At 67.0% G+C, this 17208-nt stretch carries 14 protein-coding genes; 7 read left to right on the top strand and 7 right to left on the bottom strand.

Annotation, left to right across the window (positions count from 1 at the left end):
• Nucleotides 1–3 precede the first annotated feature (3 nt).
• Nucleotides 4–2124 (top strand): flagellar biosynthesis protein FlhA, encoded by a 2121-nt coding sequence (locus IE191_RS08255; protein WP_191323896.1) that lies wholly within the window; start codon nucleotides 4–6, stop codon nucleotides 2122–2124.
• A 47-nt stretch (nucleotides 2125–2171) separates the two neighbouring features.
• Nucleotides 2172–2903 (top strand): sigma-70 family RNA polymerase sigma factor, encoded by a 732-nt coding sequence (locus IE191_RS08250; RefSeq protein ID WP_191323895.1) that lies wholly within the window; start codon nucleotides 2172–2174, stop codon nucleotides 2901–2903.
• Nucleotides 2904–3044: 141 nt separating this feature from the next.
• On the opposite strand, the gene IE191_RS08245 is transcribed toward IE191_RS08250, so the two are convergent.
• Complete coding sequence (locus IE191_RS08245) at nucleotides 3045–3773, bottom strand: L,D-transpeptidase family protein (protein ID WP_229815193.1); 729 nt, start codon at nucleotides 3771–3773, stop codon at nucleotides 3045–3047.
• A 200-nt stretch (nucleotides 3774–3973) separates the two neighbouring features.
• Here IE191_RS08245 and IE191_RS08240 point away from each other — a divergent pair, with 200 nt between their 5' ends.
• Nucleotides 3974–4621 carry a retropepsin-like aspartic protease family protein gene (locus IE191_RS08240; RefSeq protein ID WP_191323894.1) on the top strand — a complete coding sequence of 216 codons (648 nt, stop codon included), beginning with the start codon at nucleotides 3974–3976 and terminating at the stop codon, nucleotides 4619–4621.
• Here IE191_RS08240 and IE191_RS08235 read toward each other — a convergent pair.
• Together IE191_RS08235 and IE191_RS08230 are read right to left on the bottom strand one after the other, a co-directional pair.
• On the bottom strand, nucleotides 4593–5858 hold the full coding sequence (locus IE191_RS08235) for a DUF418 domain-containing protein (protein ID WP_191323893.1): 1266 nt from the start codon (nucleotides 5856–5858) through the stop codon (nucleotides 4593–4595). The genes IE191_RS08240 and IE191_RS08235 overlap by 29 nt on opposite strands.
• A 46-nt stretch (nucleotides 5859–5904) precedes the next feature.
• Nucleotides 5905–7032 (bottom strand): SPOR domain-containing protein, encoded by a 1128-nt coding sequence (locus IE191_RS08230; RefSeq protein WP_191323892.1) that lies wholly within the window; start codon nucleotides 7030–7032, stop codon nucleotides 5905–5907.
• 248 nt (nucleotides 7033–7280) lie between these two features.
• On the opposite strand from IE191_RS08230, the gene IE191_RS08225 reads away from it, so the two are divergent.
• From IE191_RS08225 to IE191_RS08215, 3 genes are read left to right on the top strand one after another with little or no spacing between them, the layout of a single operon-like run.
• Complete coding sequence (locus IE191_RS08225) at nucleotides 7281–8024, top strand: AAA family ATPase (protein WP_191323891.1); 744 nt, start codon at nucleotides 7281–7283, stop codon at nucleotides 8022–8024.
• A gap of 17 nt (nucleotides 8025–8041) precedes the next feature.
• Nucleotides 8042–8572 (top strand): hypothetical protein, encoded by a 531-nt coding sequence (locus tag IE191_RS08220; RefSeq protein WP_191323890.1) that lies wholly within the window; start codon nucleotides 8042–8044, stop codon nucleotides 8570–8572.
• A 20-nt stretch (nucleotides 8573–8592) separates the two neighbouring features.
• Nucleotides 8593–10029, top strand: coding sequence for an SPOR domain-containing protein (locus IE191_RS08215; RefSeq protein ID WP_191323889.1), 1437 nt, complete (start codon nucleotides 8593–8595; stop codon nucleotides 10027–10029).
• Nucleotides 10030–10588: 559 nt separating this feature from the next.
• On the opposite strand, the gene IE191_RS08210 is transcribed toward IE191_RS08215, so the two are convergent.
• Nucleotides 10589–11734: an acyltransferase family protein gene (locus tag IE191_RS08210; protein ID WP_191323888.1), complete on the bottom strand. Its 1146-nt coding sequence runs from the start codon at nucleotides 11732–11734 to the stop codon at nucleotides 10589–10591.
• A gap of 168 nt (nucleotides 11735–11902) precedes the next feature.
• The gene (locus IE191_RS08205) at nucleotides 11903–12958 is read right to left on the bottom strand and encodes a ribonucleotide-diphosphate reductase subunit beta (RefSeq protein ID WP_191323887.1); all 1056 of its coding nucleotides are present in this window, start codon (nucleotides 12956–12958) and stop codon (nucleotides 11903–11905) included.
• A gap of 347 nt (nucleotides 12959–13305) precedes the next feature.
• Here IE191_RS08205 and IE191_RS08195 point away from each other — a divergent pair, with 347 nt between their 5' ends.
• Nucleotides 13306–13563 carry a DUF2171 domain-containing protein gene (locus tag IE191_RS08195; protein ID WP_191323885.1) on the top strand — a complete coding sequence of 86 codons (258 nt, stop codon included), beginning with the start codon at nucleotides 13306–13308 and terminating at the stop codon, nucleotides 13561–13563.
• Between the two features lie 128 nt (nucleotides 13564–13691).
• Here the strand turns inward: IE191_RS08195 and IE191_RS08190 are convergent, their stop codons facing one another.
• Together IE191_RS08190 and IE191_RS08185 are read right to left on the bottom strand one after the other, a co-directional pair.
• A complete protein-coding gene (locus tag IE191_RS08190) occupies nucleotides 13692–14096 on the bottom strand; it encodes a PepSY-associated TM helix domain-containing protein (protein ID WP_191323884.1) in 405 nt (134 codons plus the stop codon).
• Nucleotides 14097–14428: 332 nt separating this feature from the next.
• On the bottom strand, nucleotides 14429–16549 hold the full coding sequence (locus IE191_RS08185) for a ribonucleoside-diphosphate reductase subunit alpha (protein ID WP_229815192.1): 2121 nt from the start codon (nucleotides 16547–16549) through the stop codon (nucleotides 14429–14431).
• Between the last annotated feature and the right edge of the window lie 659 nt (nucleotides 16550–17208).

Genomic DNA, 17208 nt, shown 5'->3' with positions numbered 1-17208 from the left:
GCCATGTTCAAGCGTTTCGGTTCGCCCGGTGCCATGGCCCTTCCGGCCGGTATCCTCATGCTCATCGTGCTGATGATCGTGCCGCTTCCCTCGATGCTGCTCGACGTGTTCTTCGTGCTCAACATCGCCCTCTCGGTGGCGATCCTGATGGCGGCGATGAACGCGGAAAAGCCGCTCGATTTCAGCTCGTTTCCCTCGGTCCTGCTGTTTGCCACATTGCTGCGCCTGGCGCTCAACGTTGCCTCTACCCGCATCGTGCTGGTGCGCGGCCATGAAGGGGAAGCCGCCGCCGGCCACGTGATCGAGGCGTTCGGCGCCTTCCTGATTGGCGGCAACTTTGCCGTTGGCCTGTTCGTGTTCATGATCCTGATGATCATCAACCTGGTGGTGGTGACCAAGGGCGCGGGCCGCGTTTCGGAAGTTTCGGCGCGCTTCACCCTGGATGCCTTGCCGGGCAAGCAGATGGCGATCGATGCCGATCTCGCCGCCGGCCTGATGAGCGCCGACGAAGCCAAGTCCCGCCGCCGCGAAGTGGCGACCGAGGCGGACTTCTATGGCGCGATGGACGGTGCCAGCAAGTTCGTGAAGGGCGACGCCATTGCCGCCCTGCTGATCCTGGGCGTCAATATCCTCGCCGGCTTTTGCCTGGGCATGATCAGCCACGGATTGACCGCCACCGAAGCGGCGCAGCGCTATGTCACCCTGGCGGTGGGCGATGCGCTGGTGGCGCAAGTGCCCTCGCTGCTGCTGTCGATCGCGGCGGCGGTGATCGTCACCCGCGTGGCCGATGCCCGCGACCTGGCCGGACAGATCGGGCACCAGTTCGCCAATCCCGCCACATGGTTGCCGGTGGCGATCATCCTGGGGGCGATCGGCGCCATCCCCGCCATGCCGCAATCGGTGTTCCTGCCGGCGTCTGCCGGCGCGGCCTGGCTGTGGTGGGCCCTGCGCCAGCGGGCGCGCCGCCCCGAGCCGGTGCTGGAACCCGAAGCTCCGCCCAGCGACCCTGCGCGCATCACGCTCGACGAAGTCAGCGACCACACGCTCGTCACCATCGAGCTGGGCTATGGCCTGGTCCACCTGGTGGACGAGCGCCGCGGATCGCCGCTGGTCACGCGGATCACCGGGGTGCGCAAGCAGCTCAGCCAGGCGTTCGGCTTTGTCGTGCCGCAGTTCCGCGTGCGCGACAGCCTGGACCTTGGCCCCAACGACTATCGCATCATGCTGGGCGGGGTGCCGCTGGGCGGGGCGATGGTGCGTGCCGATCGCGTGCTGGCCATCGATGCCGGCGAAGCGCGGCCCGATCACGGCCTGGTGGGCGAGGCGACGCGCGACCCCAGCTTTGGCTGTCCGGCGCTGTGGATCGAGAACCATCTGCGCGACCAGGCGATCGGCGAAGGCTTCCTGACGGTGGACGCCAGCACGGTGATCGCCACCCATCTCAACCAGTTGCTGGGCGAGCGGCCGCAACTGCTGCTGGGGCCGGACGAAGTGCGCGCGATCCTGGATGCGGTGCGCGAGCGGGCGCCGGGCCTGGTGGAAACGCTGCATCCGCAGCCGCTGTCGCTGGCCGCGCTCACCCGCCTGCTGCACGCGCTGCTGGAAGACGGCGTGACCATCGCCCATCCCATGCCGATCCTGGCGGCGCTGAGCCAGGCGGTGCTGCAAACCACCGAGCACGACAAGCTGGTCGATCTGCTGCGCGCCGAATTGGGCGGCCTGATCGTGGCGCGGGTCTGCGGCCCGGCCGAGCGGCTGCCGGTGCTGACACTGTCGGCGCAACTGGAGGGGATGATCGTGGGCGGGATGCACGATCCCGTCACCGGCCTGCCGGTGATCGAACCCGATCTGGCGCGCACCATCGGCGAGCGGGTCAATGCGATCATCGCGCAGCGCGGGCCGGGTGCGCTTTCGCCCGCGCTGATCGTGCAGCCGCGCGCGCGCCGCGCCCTGGCCATGCTGATGCGGCAACGCGCGCCGGCCTGCCTGGTGCTGTCGATTGCCGAACTGCCGCCCACCCAGCCGATCGAGGTGGTCGCGGTCATCGGAGAGGAAACGCCGACCGGGCCGCCGCAACTGCCCCCGCCGAACAGCGGAACGCCCGAACCCGCGCTGGCGGCCTGATCCCTGCTGCACACGTCCCTTGCTTCCAAAAAAGAAAACGAGACTTCATGAAACACGATCACCGCAGCTTTGCCGCCTCGCGTGCCTATCGTGATGACACCGCCGATCGCATTCGCCGGTTCCTGCCGATGGTGCGGCGCCTGGCCTGGCATGTGCATGGTTCGGGCCACGCCGGGGTGGATGTCGACGATCTGGTGCAGGCGGGCCTGGTGGCCCTGACCGAATGCGCGCAAAAGCATTCCGGCCCCACCGAAGACGGCTTTGCCGCCTATGCCAAGCTGCGCGTGCGCGGGGCCATGGTCGATCTCTTGCGGCGAACCATGCCGCTCTCGCGCACCTCGTCAGACCGGCGGCGCACCTTGCGCGAAAAGACCAACCAGTTGACGATGGAACTGGGCCGCATGCCGACCGAGCCGGAACTGGCCCGCGCCCTGGGCCTGAGCGACAGCGAGCTGGCCGATCTGCGCGCGGCGAGCGAGCCGGTACGGATCGAGGCGATCGACGATGCCTATTCCGACAGCGATGCCGCCTTTGCCGACGACCGGCCCGATGCCTTTGCCCAGCTCGCCGACGCGGAAAGCCGGCATCTGGTCGCCCAGGCCATCGCCGCCTTGCCCGAGCGGCTGCAACTGGTGATCCAGCTCTATTTCGTGGAAGAGCTCAACCTTGCCGAAATCGCGCAAGTGCTGGAAGTCTCGGTGCCGCGCGTCCACCAGTTGAAAGCCCAGGCGCTCGACAAGCTGCGCGCCGGGCTGGGCGCAGGCTTCGATATCCTGTAATCCTCCCCGGCACGGGGAGGGGGACCGCGCGAAGCGTGGTGGAGGGGAGTCTGATCCTTGAACGGCGCATAAGGCGGATACGCCCCTCCACCACCGCTGCGCGGCGGTCCCCCTCCCCCACGGGGGAGGAGGCGCGCCCAATCACGCCCCCGGATTGATCGAGCCGCCCAGGCCCAGCCGCTTGCCGTCGGTGATGATCACCTTGTCGCCCAGGCTTGCCACCTTGAACAGGCGCTTGGCGAATTCGTCGGGCACGCCCACGCAGCCATTGGTGGCATAGCCCTTTTCCACCTTGGAGCCGTGGATCGAGACGCCGTCGTTGGTCAGGCGCAGCATCCACGGCATCGGCGCGTCATAGATGTTGGAAACGTGGGTGGCGTCTTTCTGGGTGATGGGAAAGACGCCCAGCGGCGTGGGCTTGTCGCCATAGCCCTTGAGAATGGCGGTCGCGCCGATCTCGTGCCCGTCGCGGAACACCGAAAGGACGCGCGCGGCAAGGTCCACAGTGATCACCACCGGCCCGGCCTTGCCCTGGCTTTCATCCCAATAGAACTGGCCAAAGCGGATCGGGCCATCGATCTTGAGCACGGACTTGACCACGAACGGGGTATCGGCGGCTGGCGCGGAAGGAGCAGCCGCCGCGTTCGGGGCCGAAGCGGTGAGTGTGATGGGGTTGGCATCGGCCGCTCCCGCTGGCGCGGTGGGCAGGGCGGTGGCGGCATCGTCCGCATCGCCAGACAGGCTGCGCGCCAGATCCTGGCCAACATGGAATGCCAGCAGCATGGCAAGGCCGGTGGCGCAGGCGCCCACGCCGATCACCGCCAGGCGTTGCCGGCCTGCCTTGCGCGCGCTTCTGTTCCTTCCTGCCACGCCCGATTGTCCTTTCGTTCGCCAGCATAAGCCCTGCGCGGTGCCTGGGCCAGCGCGCCGGAGCACTTGTCCCGCCTAGGGACAGGGCATGGCCTTAGCGTTAATCGCCATGGTTGACCAAGCGTTACGGCGCGTCGCCCGGCGCGCGAGGCCCGCTCTTTCAGCTTGCCGCAAGGTTGGCTGTGGCATGCCTGCCACCCATGATCGATTCCGGCCACATGCTTGGGGCGCTGCCCTCCTGGCTGACCAGCCCGCCACCGCTGCTGGCCGCCGCGCTGGTGGCGATCGTGCTGGTCACCTTGGCCGGGCTGGGCGGCGGCGGCCTTGCGCGGCTGATGCGCTTTTGTGGCAATCTCGTGCTGCTGGGCGTGTTCGCGGTGGCGTGCCTGCGCTTTGTCCAGCTCGATCCCTCGTTCGCGCATTTCATGCCCAGCATCGGCATGCCCGAAGCGCAAGTGTCGGGCGGCGAAGTGCGCGTGCCGCTGGCCTCTGACGGACATTACTGGATCGAGGCCAATGTCAACGGCACGCGCACCCGCTTCATGGTCGATACCGGGGCCACGATCACCACGCTGTCGGCCGAAGGCGCGAGCGAGGCGGGCATCGCGCCCGATCCGCTGCGCCTGCCGGTGGTGATGCACACCGCCAATGGCGATGTGGAAGCCCAGACGGCGCGGGTCGAAACACTGAAATTCGGATCGATCGCGGCGCGCGACATGGACGTGATCGTGAGTGAAACGACCGGCGGCCTCAACGTGCTGGGCATGAATTTCCTCAACCGCCTCAAAGGCTGGCGGGTGGAGGAAGGCGTGCTGATCCTTACCCCCCGGCACCCGCAGAGCGTGTAACGCCGGCAAAGGTCAGGCGGCGCCACAGGCGTTCGAGCGGCCCCTGGCCGAACCGTGCCAGCCAGGCTTGCGGCCAGGCCAGCATCAGCACCCAGCCGAGCATCACGAACAGCGGCAGCATGCCGCGCGGCACGGCATGGGCATTGCCCCAGCCGAACCCGGCGCCCCAGCCACAGAACAGCGCGCTCATCACCAGCGTGGTGCCGAGGTAATTGGTAAAGGCACAGCGCCCGGCTGCTGCCAGCACCCGGCCCGGCGCATGTTCTGCCAGTGCGGGCCAGAGCAGCAGCAGCGCGGCGGCATAGCCCAGGGTCATCGCCAGGCGTGGCACGGCGGCCATGTCGGTGGTGACGGCAAAGGCCAGTTGCGGCGGCCAGCCAGCGCGATCGGCCCACCACGCCAGAGCCGCCGTGGCCGCGCCGCCCAGCGCGATGCCCGCCAGCGCCAGCGCGGCCATGACCGCACGCGGCCAGCGCCCGGTGAAAAAGCCGCTTTTGAACAAGGCCATGCCGATCAGCATCAGGGGAAAGGTCTCGCTGAAGGTGTTGAGCGTGGCGGTGATCGGAAAAGTCGGCGTGCCCACCACGCGCAGCGCCACGCTTTCGCCCCAGCCGGCGTGAAGCACGCGCGCATCGGCGCTCAGCGACTGGGCCACGCGCGTGGCGATATCGGCCACGGCGGCGCGATCGGCCGGGCTGCCAAGTCCTGCCAGCACGCGCTGCTCCCCGGCGATCGCCGGCAGCGCGGCCAGCGCATCGAAGGCATGGGCCAGCACGAAGACGGGCAGGGCAATCGCCAGCAGCGGCCACGGTTCGAGCCGGCGCAGCGCCAGCGCCAGCAGGCCGCACAGCGCATAGGCAAAGAGAATGTCCCCCCACCACAGCAGCGCATAATGCAGATAGCCGAACAGCAGCAGCCACAGCAGGCGCCGCACCTGCATCGCATCGCCCGACAATCCGCGTCGCTCCACGCTCTGTACGAACAGTACCATGCTCGCGCCGAACAGCAGCGTGAACAGCCCGCGCATCTTGCCGTCGAACAGCAGGAACGCGATCACGAACCAGACGGTGCCGGGGCCATCGGGGCCGGGCAGGGCCGGGCTGAGACTGGCCAGTTGCGGCCCCCAGAACCCGGTCACGTTGATCGCCAGGATGCCCAGCACGGCGCAGCCGCGCAGGAAATCGAGCGCGGCGATGCGGGAGGGTGGCGGCGGCAGGGTCTCGTCCGGCGAAGTCATCGCCGTTGCCATGCACGCCGCGCGGCCCGGCGGATAGTCCAAACCGTCAGGGTTTTACGGGAATGCAATCCACGCCCGCACCCTTGAGCGCGGCGCAGGCGCGCGCCGCCTCGGCCTGGCTGGCAAAGCCTCCGGCGAGCAGGCGCGTCACCGAACCCTGCGCGAGATCGATGCGCGGATGCCCGGCCAGTTCGGCCCGGCCCCGCACGCGCGCCCACAGCCCGTCGGCGTTGCTCTTCTGCGCAAAGGCGCCAAGCTGGATGCGCCAGGCGCCGCCAGCGGCCGGGCGCAGGGCCTTTTCCGCAGGGGCCGGGAAAGGCGCTTTGGCCGGCGCGGAGGCCACCGGCCGTGGCTTTGGCGCGGATGAAGCAGCGCGCGGCACTTCCACCGGATTGGCATAACTGGCGCCGGCCAGCACGCGGCCGTCGGGCGCGCCGGTCCTGGCCGGGGGCAGGTCAACAGGCGTCAGCGAAGCCTGCGCGGGACGCGATATGGCTGCGACTGCTGGCGCGGCTGGGGCGTCTGGCGTCGGCGCTGTCACGCCCAGTTCGGCGGCGGCCAGCTCGCGCGAGCGCTGGTCGCTGGTGCGGGCCTCCAGATCGGCGGCCACGGAGGCGCCCATCTGGCGCTGCTCCAGCGGGATCACCTGGTTCATCGTCTTGAGGCTTTCGATTGCCTGGGGCAGGCCCACAGCCGCCGCGCGCGTCATCAGGGCATAGGCGCGCACCCAGTCCTTGGGCTGGAAATCGCCATTGAACGCCGCCACGCCCAGCACATACATCGCGCGCGGTTCGCCTCGGTCGGCCGAGGCATTGAGCCAGGGCAGCGCCTCGCTCTGGCGGCCGGTCTGGAACAGCAGGATGCCATAGTTGTCGGCGGCGCGGGCATGGCCCTGGCGCGCGGCCTTGTGAAACCAGTCTTCCGCCTTGGCCATGTCCTTGGGCATGCCCCGGCCCAGCTTGGCGGCCTGGCCCATGTTGAACTGCGCGTCGGCATCGCCCTTGGCGGCCGGGCCCTGCCATTGCCGCACGGCGGCGGCATAGTCCCCGCGCGACCAGGCGTTCACCCCGTCGCGCACGTCGGCAAGGGCCGAGCCGGGCACGAGCGTTGCCACGGCACCCACCAGGAGCAGCGCGCGCGCCGCCAGGCCAAGGGTCTTGGACGAATGGATCATGGTCAAAGCGAATCTCTTGCCAAAGCCGCACATCTGCGGGGTTTCCCTCAGGCCTCTTGCCGGAAAAATGGTAAACAAGTTTTCCCGCACCGTCATCTGCGGTGTCATGCCGGCATGCCCGTCGCACCATTTCGGAACAGGCTGGCCGATGCCGAACCGGAACGGTGTTAACCAAAATTTCAGCGCAATCTGCGACTCCGGGAACTCTGGAAGACCGCAGTTGCGGGCCGCAGTTTCAGGGGGACACATTGCGCGTACTGGCCTTGGCTTCGCAAAAAGGGGGATCGGGCAAGACCACGCTGTCCGGCCACCTCGCCGTGCAGGCGCAGCGCGCCGGTGCCGGGCCGGTTGTCCTGATCGACATCGATCCCCAGGGCAGCCTCGCCGACTGGTGGAACGAGCGCGAGGCCGATTTCCCCGCCTTTGCCCAGACCACCGTGGGCCGCCTGGCTCAGGATCTCCAGGTCTTGCGCCAGCAGGGCTTCAAGCTGGCAGTGATCGATACGCCGCCGGCCATCACCATGGCGATCCAGTCGGTGATTGCCCTGTCCGAACTGATCGTCGTGCCCACGCGCCCTTCGCCGCACGATCTGCGCGCGGTGGGAGCCACGGTCGACTTGTGCGAACGCGCGGGCAAGCCGCTGATCTTTGCCGTCAACGGCGCCACGCCCAAGGCGCGGATCACGGCCGAGGCGATCGTCGCGCTGTCGCAGCATGGCACGGTGGCGCCCGTCACGCTGCACCACCGCACGGATTTCGCCGCCTCGATGATTGATGGCCGCACGGTGATGGAAGTCGATCCCACCGGCCGCTCCGCCGCCGAAATCGCCCAATTGTGGAGCTATGTTTCCGAACGGCTGGAAAAGAATTTCCGCCGCACGGTCTTCGCCGTGCCGCAGCCTGGCCCTGCTGGCATGGCCGCCGTGCGCGCGCTGGGTGGCGCCGCGCCGCGCCCGGCAGGCTCGTTCGGCCGCCGCGTGATCGGCTCGTGAGCGAGGGAGACCCGGCGATGACCCAGCCTGAAACCAAGCCTTTCGCTTCGCTCACCGGATCGCTGCTGGCGCGCAAGGGCGCCGCGCGGCCCGCCATGCGCAGCCCGGTCTCGCTCGATTGGGCCGGCCTTGAAGCCGCAACTCCGGTGCCTGTGGCCGAAACCGTGCCGCTGGCTGAAGTGGTGGCGCTGGAAGAGGCGGGCGAAGACGACAGCCAGCCCGAAGTGCTGCGCCAGATTGCCCAGCTTTCCGCGGTGATGGGGCGCAAGGTTGCCGCCACCCGTCGCGCCGCGCAGGATGTGGAGCAGTTGCCGGGCAAGAAGGTGGCGTTCACGCTACGCCTCGATCCGCGCCGCCATGCTCTGTTGCGCGCCTGCTGCACGGCCGAGCGACGCAGCGCCCAATCCCTGCTGGTCGAGGCGCTGGATCGCCTGGTCGATGCCACGCCGGGGCTGGAAGACGTGCTCGCCCAGTTGCCCCAGGCCGATAGTCCGCTTTCCATCCCAGCCGCCGCCGCCGACCCTGCCGGGCCGGTCCGGGTGCGCTGATACCCTGCCGGGAAACCTTCATGACGCCGCTCCGCACGAACCGCCCGTTTGCCACCACGGCCCTGGCCACGACGCTCGCCGCCAGCCTGCTGGCCGGCTGCGCCCAGACCGCGCCCCACCCGGGGCAGACCGCCTCGCGCGCGCAGTCTGCGCTCTTGGGTGGCGAAGCGGTCAAGGCCGTGGCCCTGGCCGAACAGGCGGTGCTCGCCGATCCGCGCAACCCGGGCTATCGCATGCTGCTCGGCAGCGCCTACATGCGCGCCGGCCGGTTTGTCGCGGCGCGCCAGGCCTATGACGATGCGATGGAACTGGGCCAGGACGATGGCAAAGTCGCACTCAGCCTGGCGCTGACCGATATCGCGCTGGGCCACCCGGACGTGGCGCTCGACACGCTGGGTGCCCATCGCCAGCAGATTCCGGTGGCCGACTATGGACTGGCGCTCGCCCTTGCCGGGCAGGCCGACCAGGCGGTGCAAGTACTTTCGGGCGCGGTGCGCGCGGGCGATGACACGCCCAAGCTGCGCCAGAACCTGGCCTATGCCATGGCCATGGCCGGGCACTGGCGCGAAGCGCGCGACATGGCCGCGCAGGATGTGCCGGCCGACCAGCTCGCGGCCCGCATGGCGCAATGGGCGCAGTTGAACGATCCGGGCAACATGCGCCTGCGCGTGGCGAGCGTGCTGGGCGTGCCCGCGGGCCTGGAAGACGAAGGCCAGCCCGCCGCGCTGGCGCTGGCGAACTTTCCCGCTGCCGCGCAGCCGGTCGAGCAGGCCGCCCAGACGGCCACGGCGCAAGCCGCTGCGGCTCCTGCTGCTTCCGCCCAGGCGCCGATGTTGGCGCAGTTCGCCGCGCAGGAATTGCCCGCGATCGACAATGGCGCGCCGCAGCCGCAAGTGGCCGATGCCAGTGCCGCGCCAACCGCCGAAAAGCTCGCCGCGATCGACATGCCGCCGTCTTCGGCTGCTGCAACGCCCGTTGGCGCCACCCCGGCCTGGGCGATCGCGCCCCGCCCGGCTATGGCACACCCGGTGGTTGCGGCAACGCCTGCCCTGCTGTCGCGCAAGCTGGCCAAGGCCGATCGCGCCCCGGCCCTGATGGCCAAGGCCGCGCAGGCCCGCGTCGCCACGCTGTCCCTCCGCGCTGACGCGGTGCCCACCGGCACGCATCTGGTGCAACTCGGTGCCTTCTCCACCCAAGAAGGCGCCCACCGCGCCTGGCGGCACTACCTCGCCATCAATCCCGCGCTCAAGGGCTATCGCCCGGTGATCACCGCAGCCACGGTCAACGGCAGGCAGTTCTGGCGCACCCAGGCGGCCGGCTTTGCCAGCGCGGCACCCGCGCGCGCGCTGTGCGGCACGCTCAAGGCCAAGGGCGGCGTGTGCATCGTGCTGGCCAACCCGGTCTCCGGCGGCCCAACCGCTGCCCCCGCGATCCGCTTTGCCAGCAACCGGCGATAAGGCGGAACGGCAAAGGTCTTCAGCCGTAGCGGCGTGGCATCAGGGGCATTTCATGCCAAGATGCTGTGCTGCCGCTGCTTTGTCCCTGGCGTGAAGATCTCCGCCAACGTCACAAGATTATCGCGCAGAACCCTGAAACACGTTCAGGGTGAGGGGCTGTGCAGGCGTTCGCCGCCAAAGGCCAGGCGAATACAGCATTTCACACCAAGGCACGAAGCCACCAAGTTCCCGCTCCTGATTCCTTCGTGCCTTGGTGTGAAATTTGGTCGGGCTTGGGCCGCGTTCAATTGCGAAGGTTTTGCTCGATCGCGAGGGCCCTTTTGACTTAGGCGGTGCATGGTGATTGGGTCAGGAAGCGCCCACTTGCGGACTGGGAATTTTGCCGTTCAACGTCAAAGCGGGACCCCGGATCAAGTCCGGGGTGACGTTAAAACATTAAGATCAAAAACTTTCTCGTCGCCCCGGGCTTGACCCGGGGCCCCGCTCAGTGGTTTGAGCCATGGCCGCGTCCCACCAGACTAGGACGGGAAAGCAGCACGCAGGCCGCTCTGGCCTCGGGTCAGCCCGTCGCCGAAAGCGGTGTTTCCGTGTGATCGGTGCGAGCTGAGGCTGGCGGGGTGAGGCGGGGTCGCTCCGCGCGGCGGAACCAGGCCTGGAGCGGGGCATCGAACCAGCGGTTGGCGGCCCAGGCCACGATGATAACTGCGGCTGCCTGGGCCAGGGAAAAGGCCGGGGCGGGCAGGGGAACGTGTTTGGCCAGTTCCACGCCGACACGCAGGACCGGGCCTTGCAGGATGTAGATCGGATAGCTGAGCAGGCCCAGCCAGTGCGCTGCCCGGCCTATGCGCCCGTGCAGTGGTACGGCGGCGGCCAGCCAGACCAGCAGGGGGAAGCCGAGCAGCGCCAGGGCGCCGTCATAGATCGCGGGGGCGAGCCCGAGGCTGCGCGCCGGATCGGCCAGCAAGGCGGTAGCGAGCGCGAGGCACAGGGTGAGGGCGAGCAGGGGAGCGACCAAGGGATGCGCCTGCATGGCGACACGGCGCCAGCGGAACACCAGGATGCCGGCAAAGAACGGATAGATCACCCGCGCCGCGCCAAAGGCGAAGTTCGCCTTGTCCGTCCCGCCCATCAGCCGCCCGAAGTGGGCGATGTCTGCCAGCACGAGCACTGCGCCCAGGCCGACGAGGCCGAGGAGGATGCGTTGCGACAGGAGCCGGGCGAGGAAGGCATAGGCCAGGTTCACATAGGCTTCGAACGCCAGCGACCAGGCTGCCATGTTGAGCGGAAAGGCGGTGGGCCATTGCGGGAACAGCGGGCAGGGCAGCAGCGCCAGGGCAAAGCCCAGCGCCAGCAGCGCGTCGGCCAGCGAGACGGTGTGGCGCAGGAATACCGCGCCCAGGAACACGGCAAAGCCCAGCAGCGTGCCCAGCGCCAGCAGCGGATAGAGCCGCCGCGCCCGCGCCCGGGCAAATCCCGCGCGCGACAGGCGCCCTTCGCGCACCTGGCCATCATAGGCAAAGGCGATGACGAAGCCGGACAGGGTATAGAAGAAATCCACTGCCAGCCCGGCATGGGGCAGGGCCGAAAGGCTGTGCTGCTGCATCAGGTGATAGGCCAGCACGACCAGGGCGGCGACCCCGCGCAAGGCATCGAGCAGGCCAAAGCGCTCTAGCGTCTGCGCCCTGCCGCGCTGATTGCCTGCCATTTGCCATGCCCCCGTCTGCCGTTCCGCGCAGGATCGACCCATAGGCGTCAAGCAGCAATGGCGGGTGGATCGGATTCCGAGATTTTGGGGCTTTGGGGAAACATGCCCCCTCCGCCGGACCTGTGGCCCGGCACCTCCCCCGCGTGGCGGGGGAGGATCATGGGGCTGTTACTCTGCGGCGATGCCGGCGGCGCCGAACATGTCCACGTCTTCCTCGGTGGATTCGGTGGTGGTGTTGGCGGCCTTGGCGTTGCGGCGGTTGTCGAAGTTCGACCACACGTCGTTCCAGTTGCCGCGCGTGGCGGCCTTGGAATATTCGGTGGCGCGGGTTTCGAAGAAGTTGGCATGCTCCACGCCGTTGAGCAGCGGGGTGAGCCAAGGCAGCGGGTGTTCCTCGATCATGTAGATCGGTTCAAAGCCAAGCTGGCCCAGGCGCCAATCGGCAATGTAGCGGATGTAGCGCTTGATTTCCTTGGCGTTCATTCCCGGCACCGGGCCCTGTTCGAACGCCAGGTCGATGAAGGCGTCTTCCAGGCGCACGGTCTTCTGGCAGCAATCGAGGATGTCTTCCTTGACGGCCTTGGTCAGGCACTGGCGCTCGGCGCAGAATTCCTTGAACAGGCGGGTGATGCCTTCGCAGTGCAGCGATTCATCGCGCACCGACCAGCTCACGATCTGGCCCATGCCCTTCATCTTGTTGAAGCGCGGGAAGTTCATCAGCATCGCGAAAGAGGCGAACAACTGGAGACCTTCGGTGAAGCCGCCGAACATGGCCAGGGTGCGGGCAATGTCCTCATCATTTTCCACGCCGAAGTTCTGCATGTAATCATGCTTGTCCTTCATTTCGGCGTATTCGAGGAACATGCCATATTCGCTTTCCGGCATGCCGATCGTGTCGAGCAGGTGCGAATAGGCCGCGATGTGGATCGTTTCCATGTTGGAGAACGACGCCAGCATCATCTTCACTTCGGTGGGCTTGAACACCCGGCCATACTTTTCGTGGTAGCAATCCTGCACTTCCACGTCGGCCTGGGTGAAGAAGCGGAAGATCTGCGTCAGCAGGTTGCGCTCGTGGTCCGACAGCTTCTGCGCCCAGTCGCGGCAATCCTCGCCCAGCGGCACTTCCTCGGGCATCCAGTGAATCTGTTGCTGGCGCTTCCAGTATTCATAGGCCCAGGGATATTCAAAGGGCTTGTAGGTCTTGCGGGCTTCAAGAAGGGACATGGGTGGCGGTCCTGTTGGAATTCGGCCTGTTGGAATGGGGCGGAATATGGGTTGTTTCAGGCGGCGGGGAAAGCCGCCCCGGAGGGCAGGCGGCCCAAGTGGTGTGGGATATGGGGTGGAGCGCCGGCGCGGCGGCACTGTGCGGCGCGGCGGGCGCATTCCGGCTTGTGGCCCTGATTTTGCGTCTGGTCGCGCCGGTGCGTCTGGCCCCGGTGCCATGCCGATACGGTCAAAAGCATCAGGAAGTCCCGGGAACGGCCGGCGCGGCGCGGCATTGTTGAGGCAGTGGCTGGCGGACGCAAACGATCCGCTGCCCTGATACCACCACACAATGCAGGAGGCTGGGCATGACCGGCAACGACAGCAATCCCGTCGCGAGCCAGATTCGCGAGCACATGGCCGTGATCGGCGCCGACGGAGCCCCGGTGGGCACGGTCGACCACGTCGATGGCGATCGCATCAAGCTGACCAAGGCCAAGAGCGGTGCCCATGCCGGGCACCACCACTACTTGTCGCTGGGCCTGGTCGCCGGCGTGGAAGGCGACACGGTGCGCCTTTCGGCCAACGCCGACGTGGCCCTGACCTTTGAGGAAGAGGAAAAGTAAGCTTCCGCTTCCCATATTGCGCATGACGTATCGAAAAGCCGCGTCCCCTTCGCGGCCAGGTCGTCCCTGGCGACCGGAAGGCGCCTCGCTCCACGTCGTAAGTGGCGAGGCGCTTTTTCCGATGCGGGTTACTTCCAGAACCAGCCGGGCTTGAGCGCGCGTTCCTTGCGATTGCGCCACATCTGGATGTACATCCACAGACCCGAGAAGCTGAAGAAGATCATCGCAAAACCCGACAGCGTGCTGATCAGCACACCCAACGGGCCAAAGCTTTCGCCCGAATGCAGATGGTGCAGCAGCCCGACGATCGACTTGCCACCCTTGGGCTTGGGCCGGCACATATAGTCCGGCGGGCAGACGAAGTCCGGCTTGGCCGGCGCCCCGGCGGTGGCCGCCGCCGCGGCCTTGGGTGGGCCGTCGCGATCCCCGCCGCCGCTCATCAGCGGCACGACCTGGCTCAGTGTGCCCGTGATCGCGATCCACAGCAGGAAAATACCGAAAAACACCGAAATCCAGCGGTGCCACTTGCGCATTGATCGATCCCCTCTGATCCCCCGGCCCGGCGGCGATAGCGGCCCTGCCATCGGCACTGGCCGGGCAAGGCCAGGCCGCCTTGTGACGGCATGTTGCCATACCGGGCAAGCCGCGAAATGTCGCCATCTGTAACATGGGCTGGGGCCTGATCTGTACCGGCATGGGTGATGCTCACGGAACGGCGGTCAATGGGCTGCGAACGTGGGCGGAACGAAGCGGGGCAACATGGCCGGCACCGATGCCTGGCACGCCGGGGTGCTGCCGGTCTATCGGCAAGCCACCCCAAACACGCCGGCCTGCTGGCAGGCCCATTTTCCTGGCAGGGGCATTTTTACTGGCAGGCCAGGCATTCCTCGTAGTCGGTCTGCTTCACGTCCAGTTCGATGCGGCGCGCTTCGGCGGTGTTGTCCGCCTCCACGCCACCGGCGAACCCGGCACGCTGGACCGACTTGGAGCGCAGGTAATAGAGCGACTTGATGCCCTTTTCCCAGGCCTGGAAGTGCAGCATCAGCAAGTCCCACTTGTCCACGTCGGCCGGGATGTAGAGGTTCAGCGACTGGGCCTGGTCGATATAGGGGGTGCGGTCCGCCGAGAATTCGAGCAGCCAGCGCTGGTCGATCTCGAAGCTGGTCTTGTAGACCGCCTTCTCGTCGGCCGAGAGGAATTCGAGATGCTGGACCGACCCACCGCGCTCCAGGATCGAGTTCCACACGTTGGTCGAATCCTTGGCCTTTTCGCGCAGCAGCTTTTCCAGGTAGGGGTTCTTGACCACGAACGAGCCCGACAGAGTCTTGTGCGTGTAGATGTTGGCGGGGATCGGCTCGATGCAGGCCGACGTGCCGCCGCAGATGATCGAGATCGACGCGGTCGGCGCAATCGCCATCTTGCACGAGAAGCGCTGCATCACGCCCATGTCGGCCGCATCCGGGCACGGCCCGCGTTCCTGGGCGAGCAGCAGCGAGGCTTCGTCCGCCTTGGCGGCGATGTGGCGGAACATCTTGAGGTTCCACGCCTTGGCCATGGCGGATTCGAACGCGATGCCCTTCTTTTGCAGGAACGAGTGGAAGCCCATCACGCCCATGCCGACCGAACGCTCGCGCGCGGCGGAATACTTGGCGCGGGCCATCTCGTCGGGCGCGCGGTCGATGAAGTCTTGCAGCACGTTGTCGAGGAAGCGCAGCACGTCTTCGACAAAGCGCTTGTCGCCCTGCCACTCGTCCCAAGTTTCCAGGTTGAGCGAGGAAAGGCAGCACACCGCGGTGCGATCGTTGCCCAGGTGGTCGATGCCGGTGGGCAGCGTGATTTCCGAGCACAGGTTCGAGGTCGAAACCTTGAGGCCCAGGTCGCGGTGATGCTTGGGCATCATGCGGTTCACGGTGTCGGAGAAGACGATGTAGGGCTCGCCCGTGGCCAAGCGCACTTCGACCAGCTTCTGGAACAGCGAGCGGGCATCGACCTTGCCGCGCACCGATTGGTCCTTGGGGCTGCGCAGGGCGAATTCGGTGCCGTCGCGCACGGCTTCCATGAATTCGTCCGACAGCAGCACGCCGTGGTGCAGGTTGAGCGCCTTGCGGTTGAAATCGCCCGACGACTTGCGGATTTCGAGGAATTCCTCGATTTCCGGGTGCGAGATGTCGAGATAGCAGGCGGCAGAGCCACGGCGCAGCGAGCCCTGGCTGATCGCCAGGGTCAGGCTGTCCATCACGCGGACGAAGGGAATGATGCCGCTGGTCTTGCCGTTGAGGCCGACGTTCTCGCCGATGCCGCGGACATTGCCCCAATAAGTGCCGATGCCGCCGCCGCGCGAAGCGAGCCAGACGTTCTCGTTCCAGGTCTTGACGATGCCTTCCAGGCTGTCTTCCACCGAGTTGAGATAGCACGAGATCGGCAGGCCGCGGCCAGTGCCGCCGTTCGACAGCACGGGCGTGGCCGGCATGAACCACAGCTTGGAGATGTAGTCATAGAGACGCTGGGCGTGGTCCTGGTCGTCGGCATAGGCATCGGCCACGCGCGCGAACAGATCCTGATAGGTTTCGCCGGGCAGCAGGTAGCGATCGTCGAGCGTGTCCTTGCCGAACGCGGTCAGCTTGGCATCGCGCGCGGCGTCGGTGACGATGGCGAAGCGGCGCGGGTTGACCGCCTTGGAATCGAGCGGGGCGGCCTTGGCCGGCGCGGCGTCGGTCGCGCTGGCGAGAATGGCGGCGGCGGCGGCCGAAACCAGATCGGCGCTGCCCTTGTCGTCTGCCTGCATGTCCATAGCCTTTGCTTGCGCCGCCTTGGCTGCGGCCTTGCGCGCCACGGGCGCTTCGGAAACGGCGGCAGCGGCGATCGTTGCGTCGATCCCTGCGTCCGCCACTGCATCAGGCGCGGCCTTGGCGTCGCGTTCAAGGGTGGCCTGGCCACCTTCCAGTCCCAATTCGTCCTGCGCCATCAAAGCCGTTCCATCGTTCATTTCCCCGGTCCTGAAATTCACGTTCCATTCCCCGCTTGCACGAGGCCCGCCGCGAACGACGGACCGGATATTGCAGACACTGCCCAAGGCTGCCGATCCAGCCTGAGCTGGACCTTGCAGCCGGGAATTTGGTGGCCGAGCAGCGGGCGACTCAACGGCCCGCCAATCATGCCATGGATCGAAACAGAAAGGGAACGAAATCCCATTCCATCTTGCCGCGGTGCCAAAAATCCCAGCGACGTCAAAGGGTCCGTCCCGAGGGACGGGGACCGGGCTTCCTGATATGGGAAGCACCATGACGTATAACTAGGTTTGGTTGCCCACCGTGGTTTCGACCACAACCCATAGTGCTTGAAGCGGGGGGCGCAGGCAAGGGCTGCCTGCCCATAAGGGTGATGCAATTCGTCGCAAACACGATTCGCTTCGTCGCTGGAAGAGCTATGTTGCAGTGCAGCGACGCGCGGGGTTTCCAAGGCTTCAAGCCCAAAATGACGGGCCTGAAATATTTTTCGGCGGCGCCGGCTTTGCTGTGGACAAGAAAATGTCCAGAGGCACTCTCTGGATATCCCCAGCCTGACTACCCATAGTGGCGATACCGACCATAGTGGCGCTACCGAAGGGCCGCCCTGACAGGTTGCGCCAGGCACAGGAGATACGGG

Origin of the sequence: Novosphingobium pokkalii, from assembly GCF_014652855.1 — a bacterium.
Classification (GTDB): domain Bacteria; phylum Pseudomonadota; class Alphaproteobacteria; order Sphingomonadales; family Sphingomonadaceae; genus Novosphingobium; species Novosphingobium pokkalii.
The sequence above is the reverse complement of the archived record's forward strand: the minus strand, read 5'-3'. Positions and strand labels throughout refer to the sequence as shown.

Excerpts from the sequence above, each read along its gene's own strand:
- IE191_RS08255 (WP_191323896.1), top strand. The coding sequence starts at position 4 with ATGTTCAAGCGTTTCGGTTCGCCCGGTGCCATGGCCCTTCCGGCCGGT.
- IE191_RS08250 (WP_191323895.1), top strand. The coding sequence starts at position 2,172 with ATGAAACACGATCACCGCAGCTTTGCCGCCTCGCGTGCCTATCGTGAT.
- IE191_RS08240 (WP_191323894.1), top strand. The coding sequence starts at position 3,974 with ATGATCGATTCCGGCCACATGCTTGGGGCGCTGCCCTCCTGGCTGACC.
- IE191_RS08235 (WP_191323893.1), bottom strand. The coding sequence starts at position 5,858 with ATGACTTCGCCGGACGAGACCCTGCCGCCGCCACCCTCCCGCATCGCC.
- IE191_RS08230 (WP_191323892.1), bottom strand. The coding sequence starts at position 7,032 with ATGATCCATTCGTCCAAGACCCTTGGCCTGGCGGCGCGCGCGCTGCTC.
- IE191_RS08220 (WP_191323890.1), top strand. The coding sequence starts at position 8,042 with ATGACCCAGCCTGAAACCAAGCCTTTCGCTTCGCTCACCGGATCGCTG.
- IE191_RS08215 (WP_191323889.1), top strand. The coding sequence starts at position 8,593 with ATGACGCCGCTCCGCACGAACCGCCCGTTTGCCACCACGGCCCTGGCC.
- IE191_RS08210 (WP_191323888.1), bottom strand. The coding sequence starts at position 11,734 with ATGGCAGGCAATCAGCGCGGCAGGGCGCAGACGCTAGAGCGCTTTGGC.
- IE191_RS08205 (WP_191323887.1), bottom strand. The coding sequence starts at position 12,958 with ATGTCCCTTCTTGAAGCCCGCAAGACCTACAAGCCCTTTGAATATCCC.
- IE191_RS08195 (WP_191323885.1), top strand. The coding sequence starts at position 13,306 with ATGACCGGCAACGACAGCAATCCCGTCGCGAGCCAGATTCGCGAGCAC.
- IE191_RS08190 (WP_191323884.1), bottom strand. The coding sequence starts at position 14,096 with ATGCGCAAGTGGCACCGCTGGATTTCGGTGTTTTTCGGTATTTTCCTG.
- IE191_RS08185 (WP_229815192.1), bottom strand. The coding sequence starts at position 16,549 with ATGAACGATGGAACGGCTTTGATGGCGCAGGACGAATTGGGACTGGAA.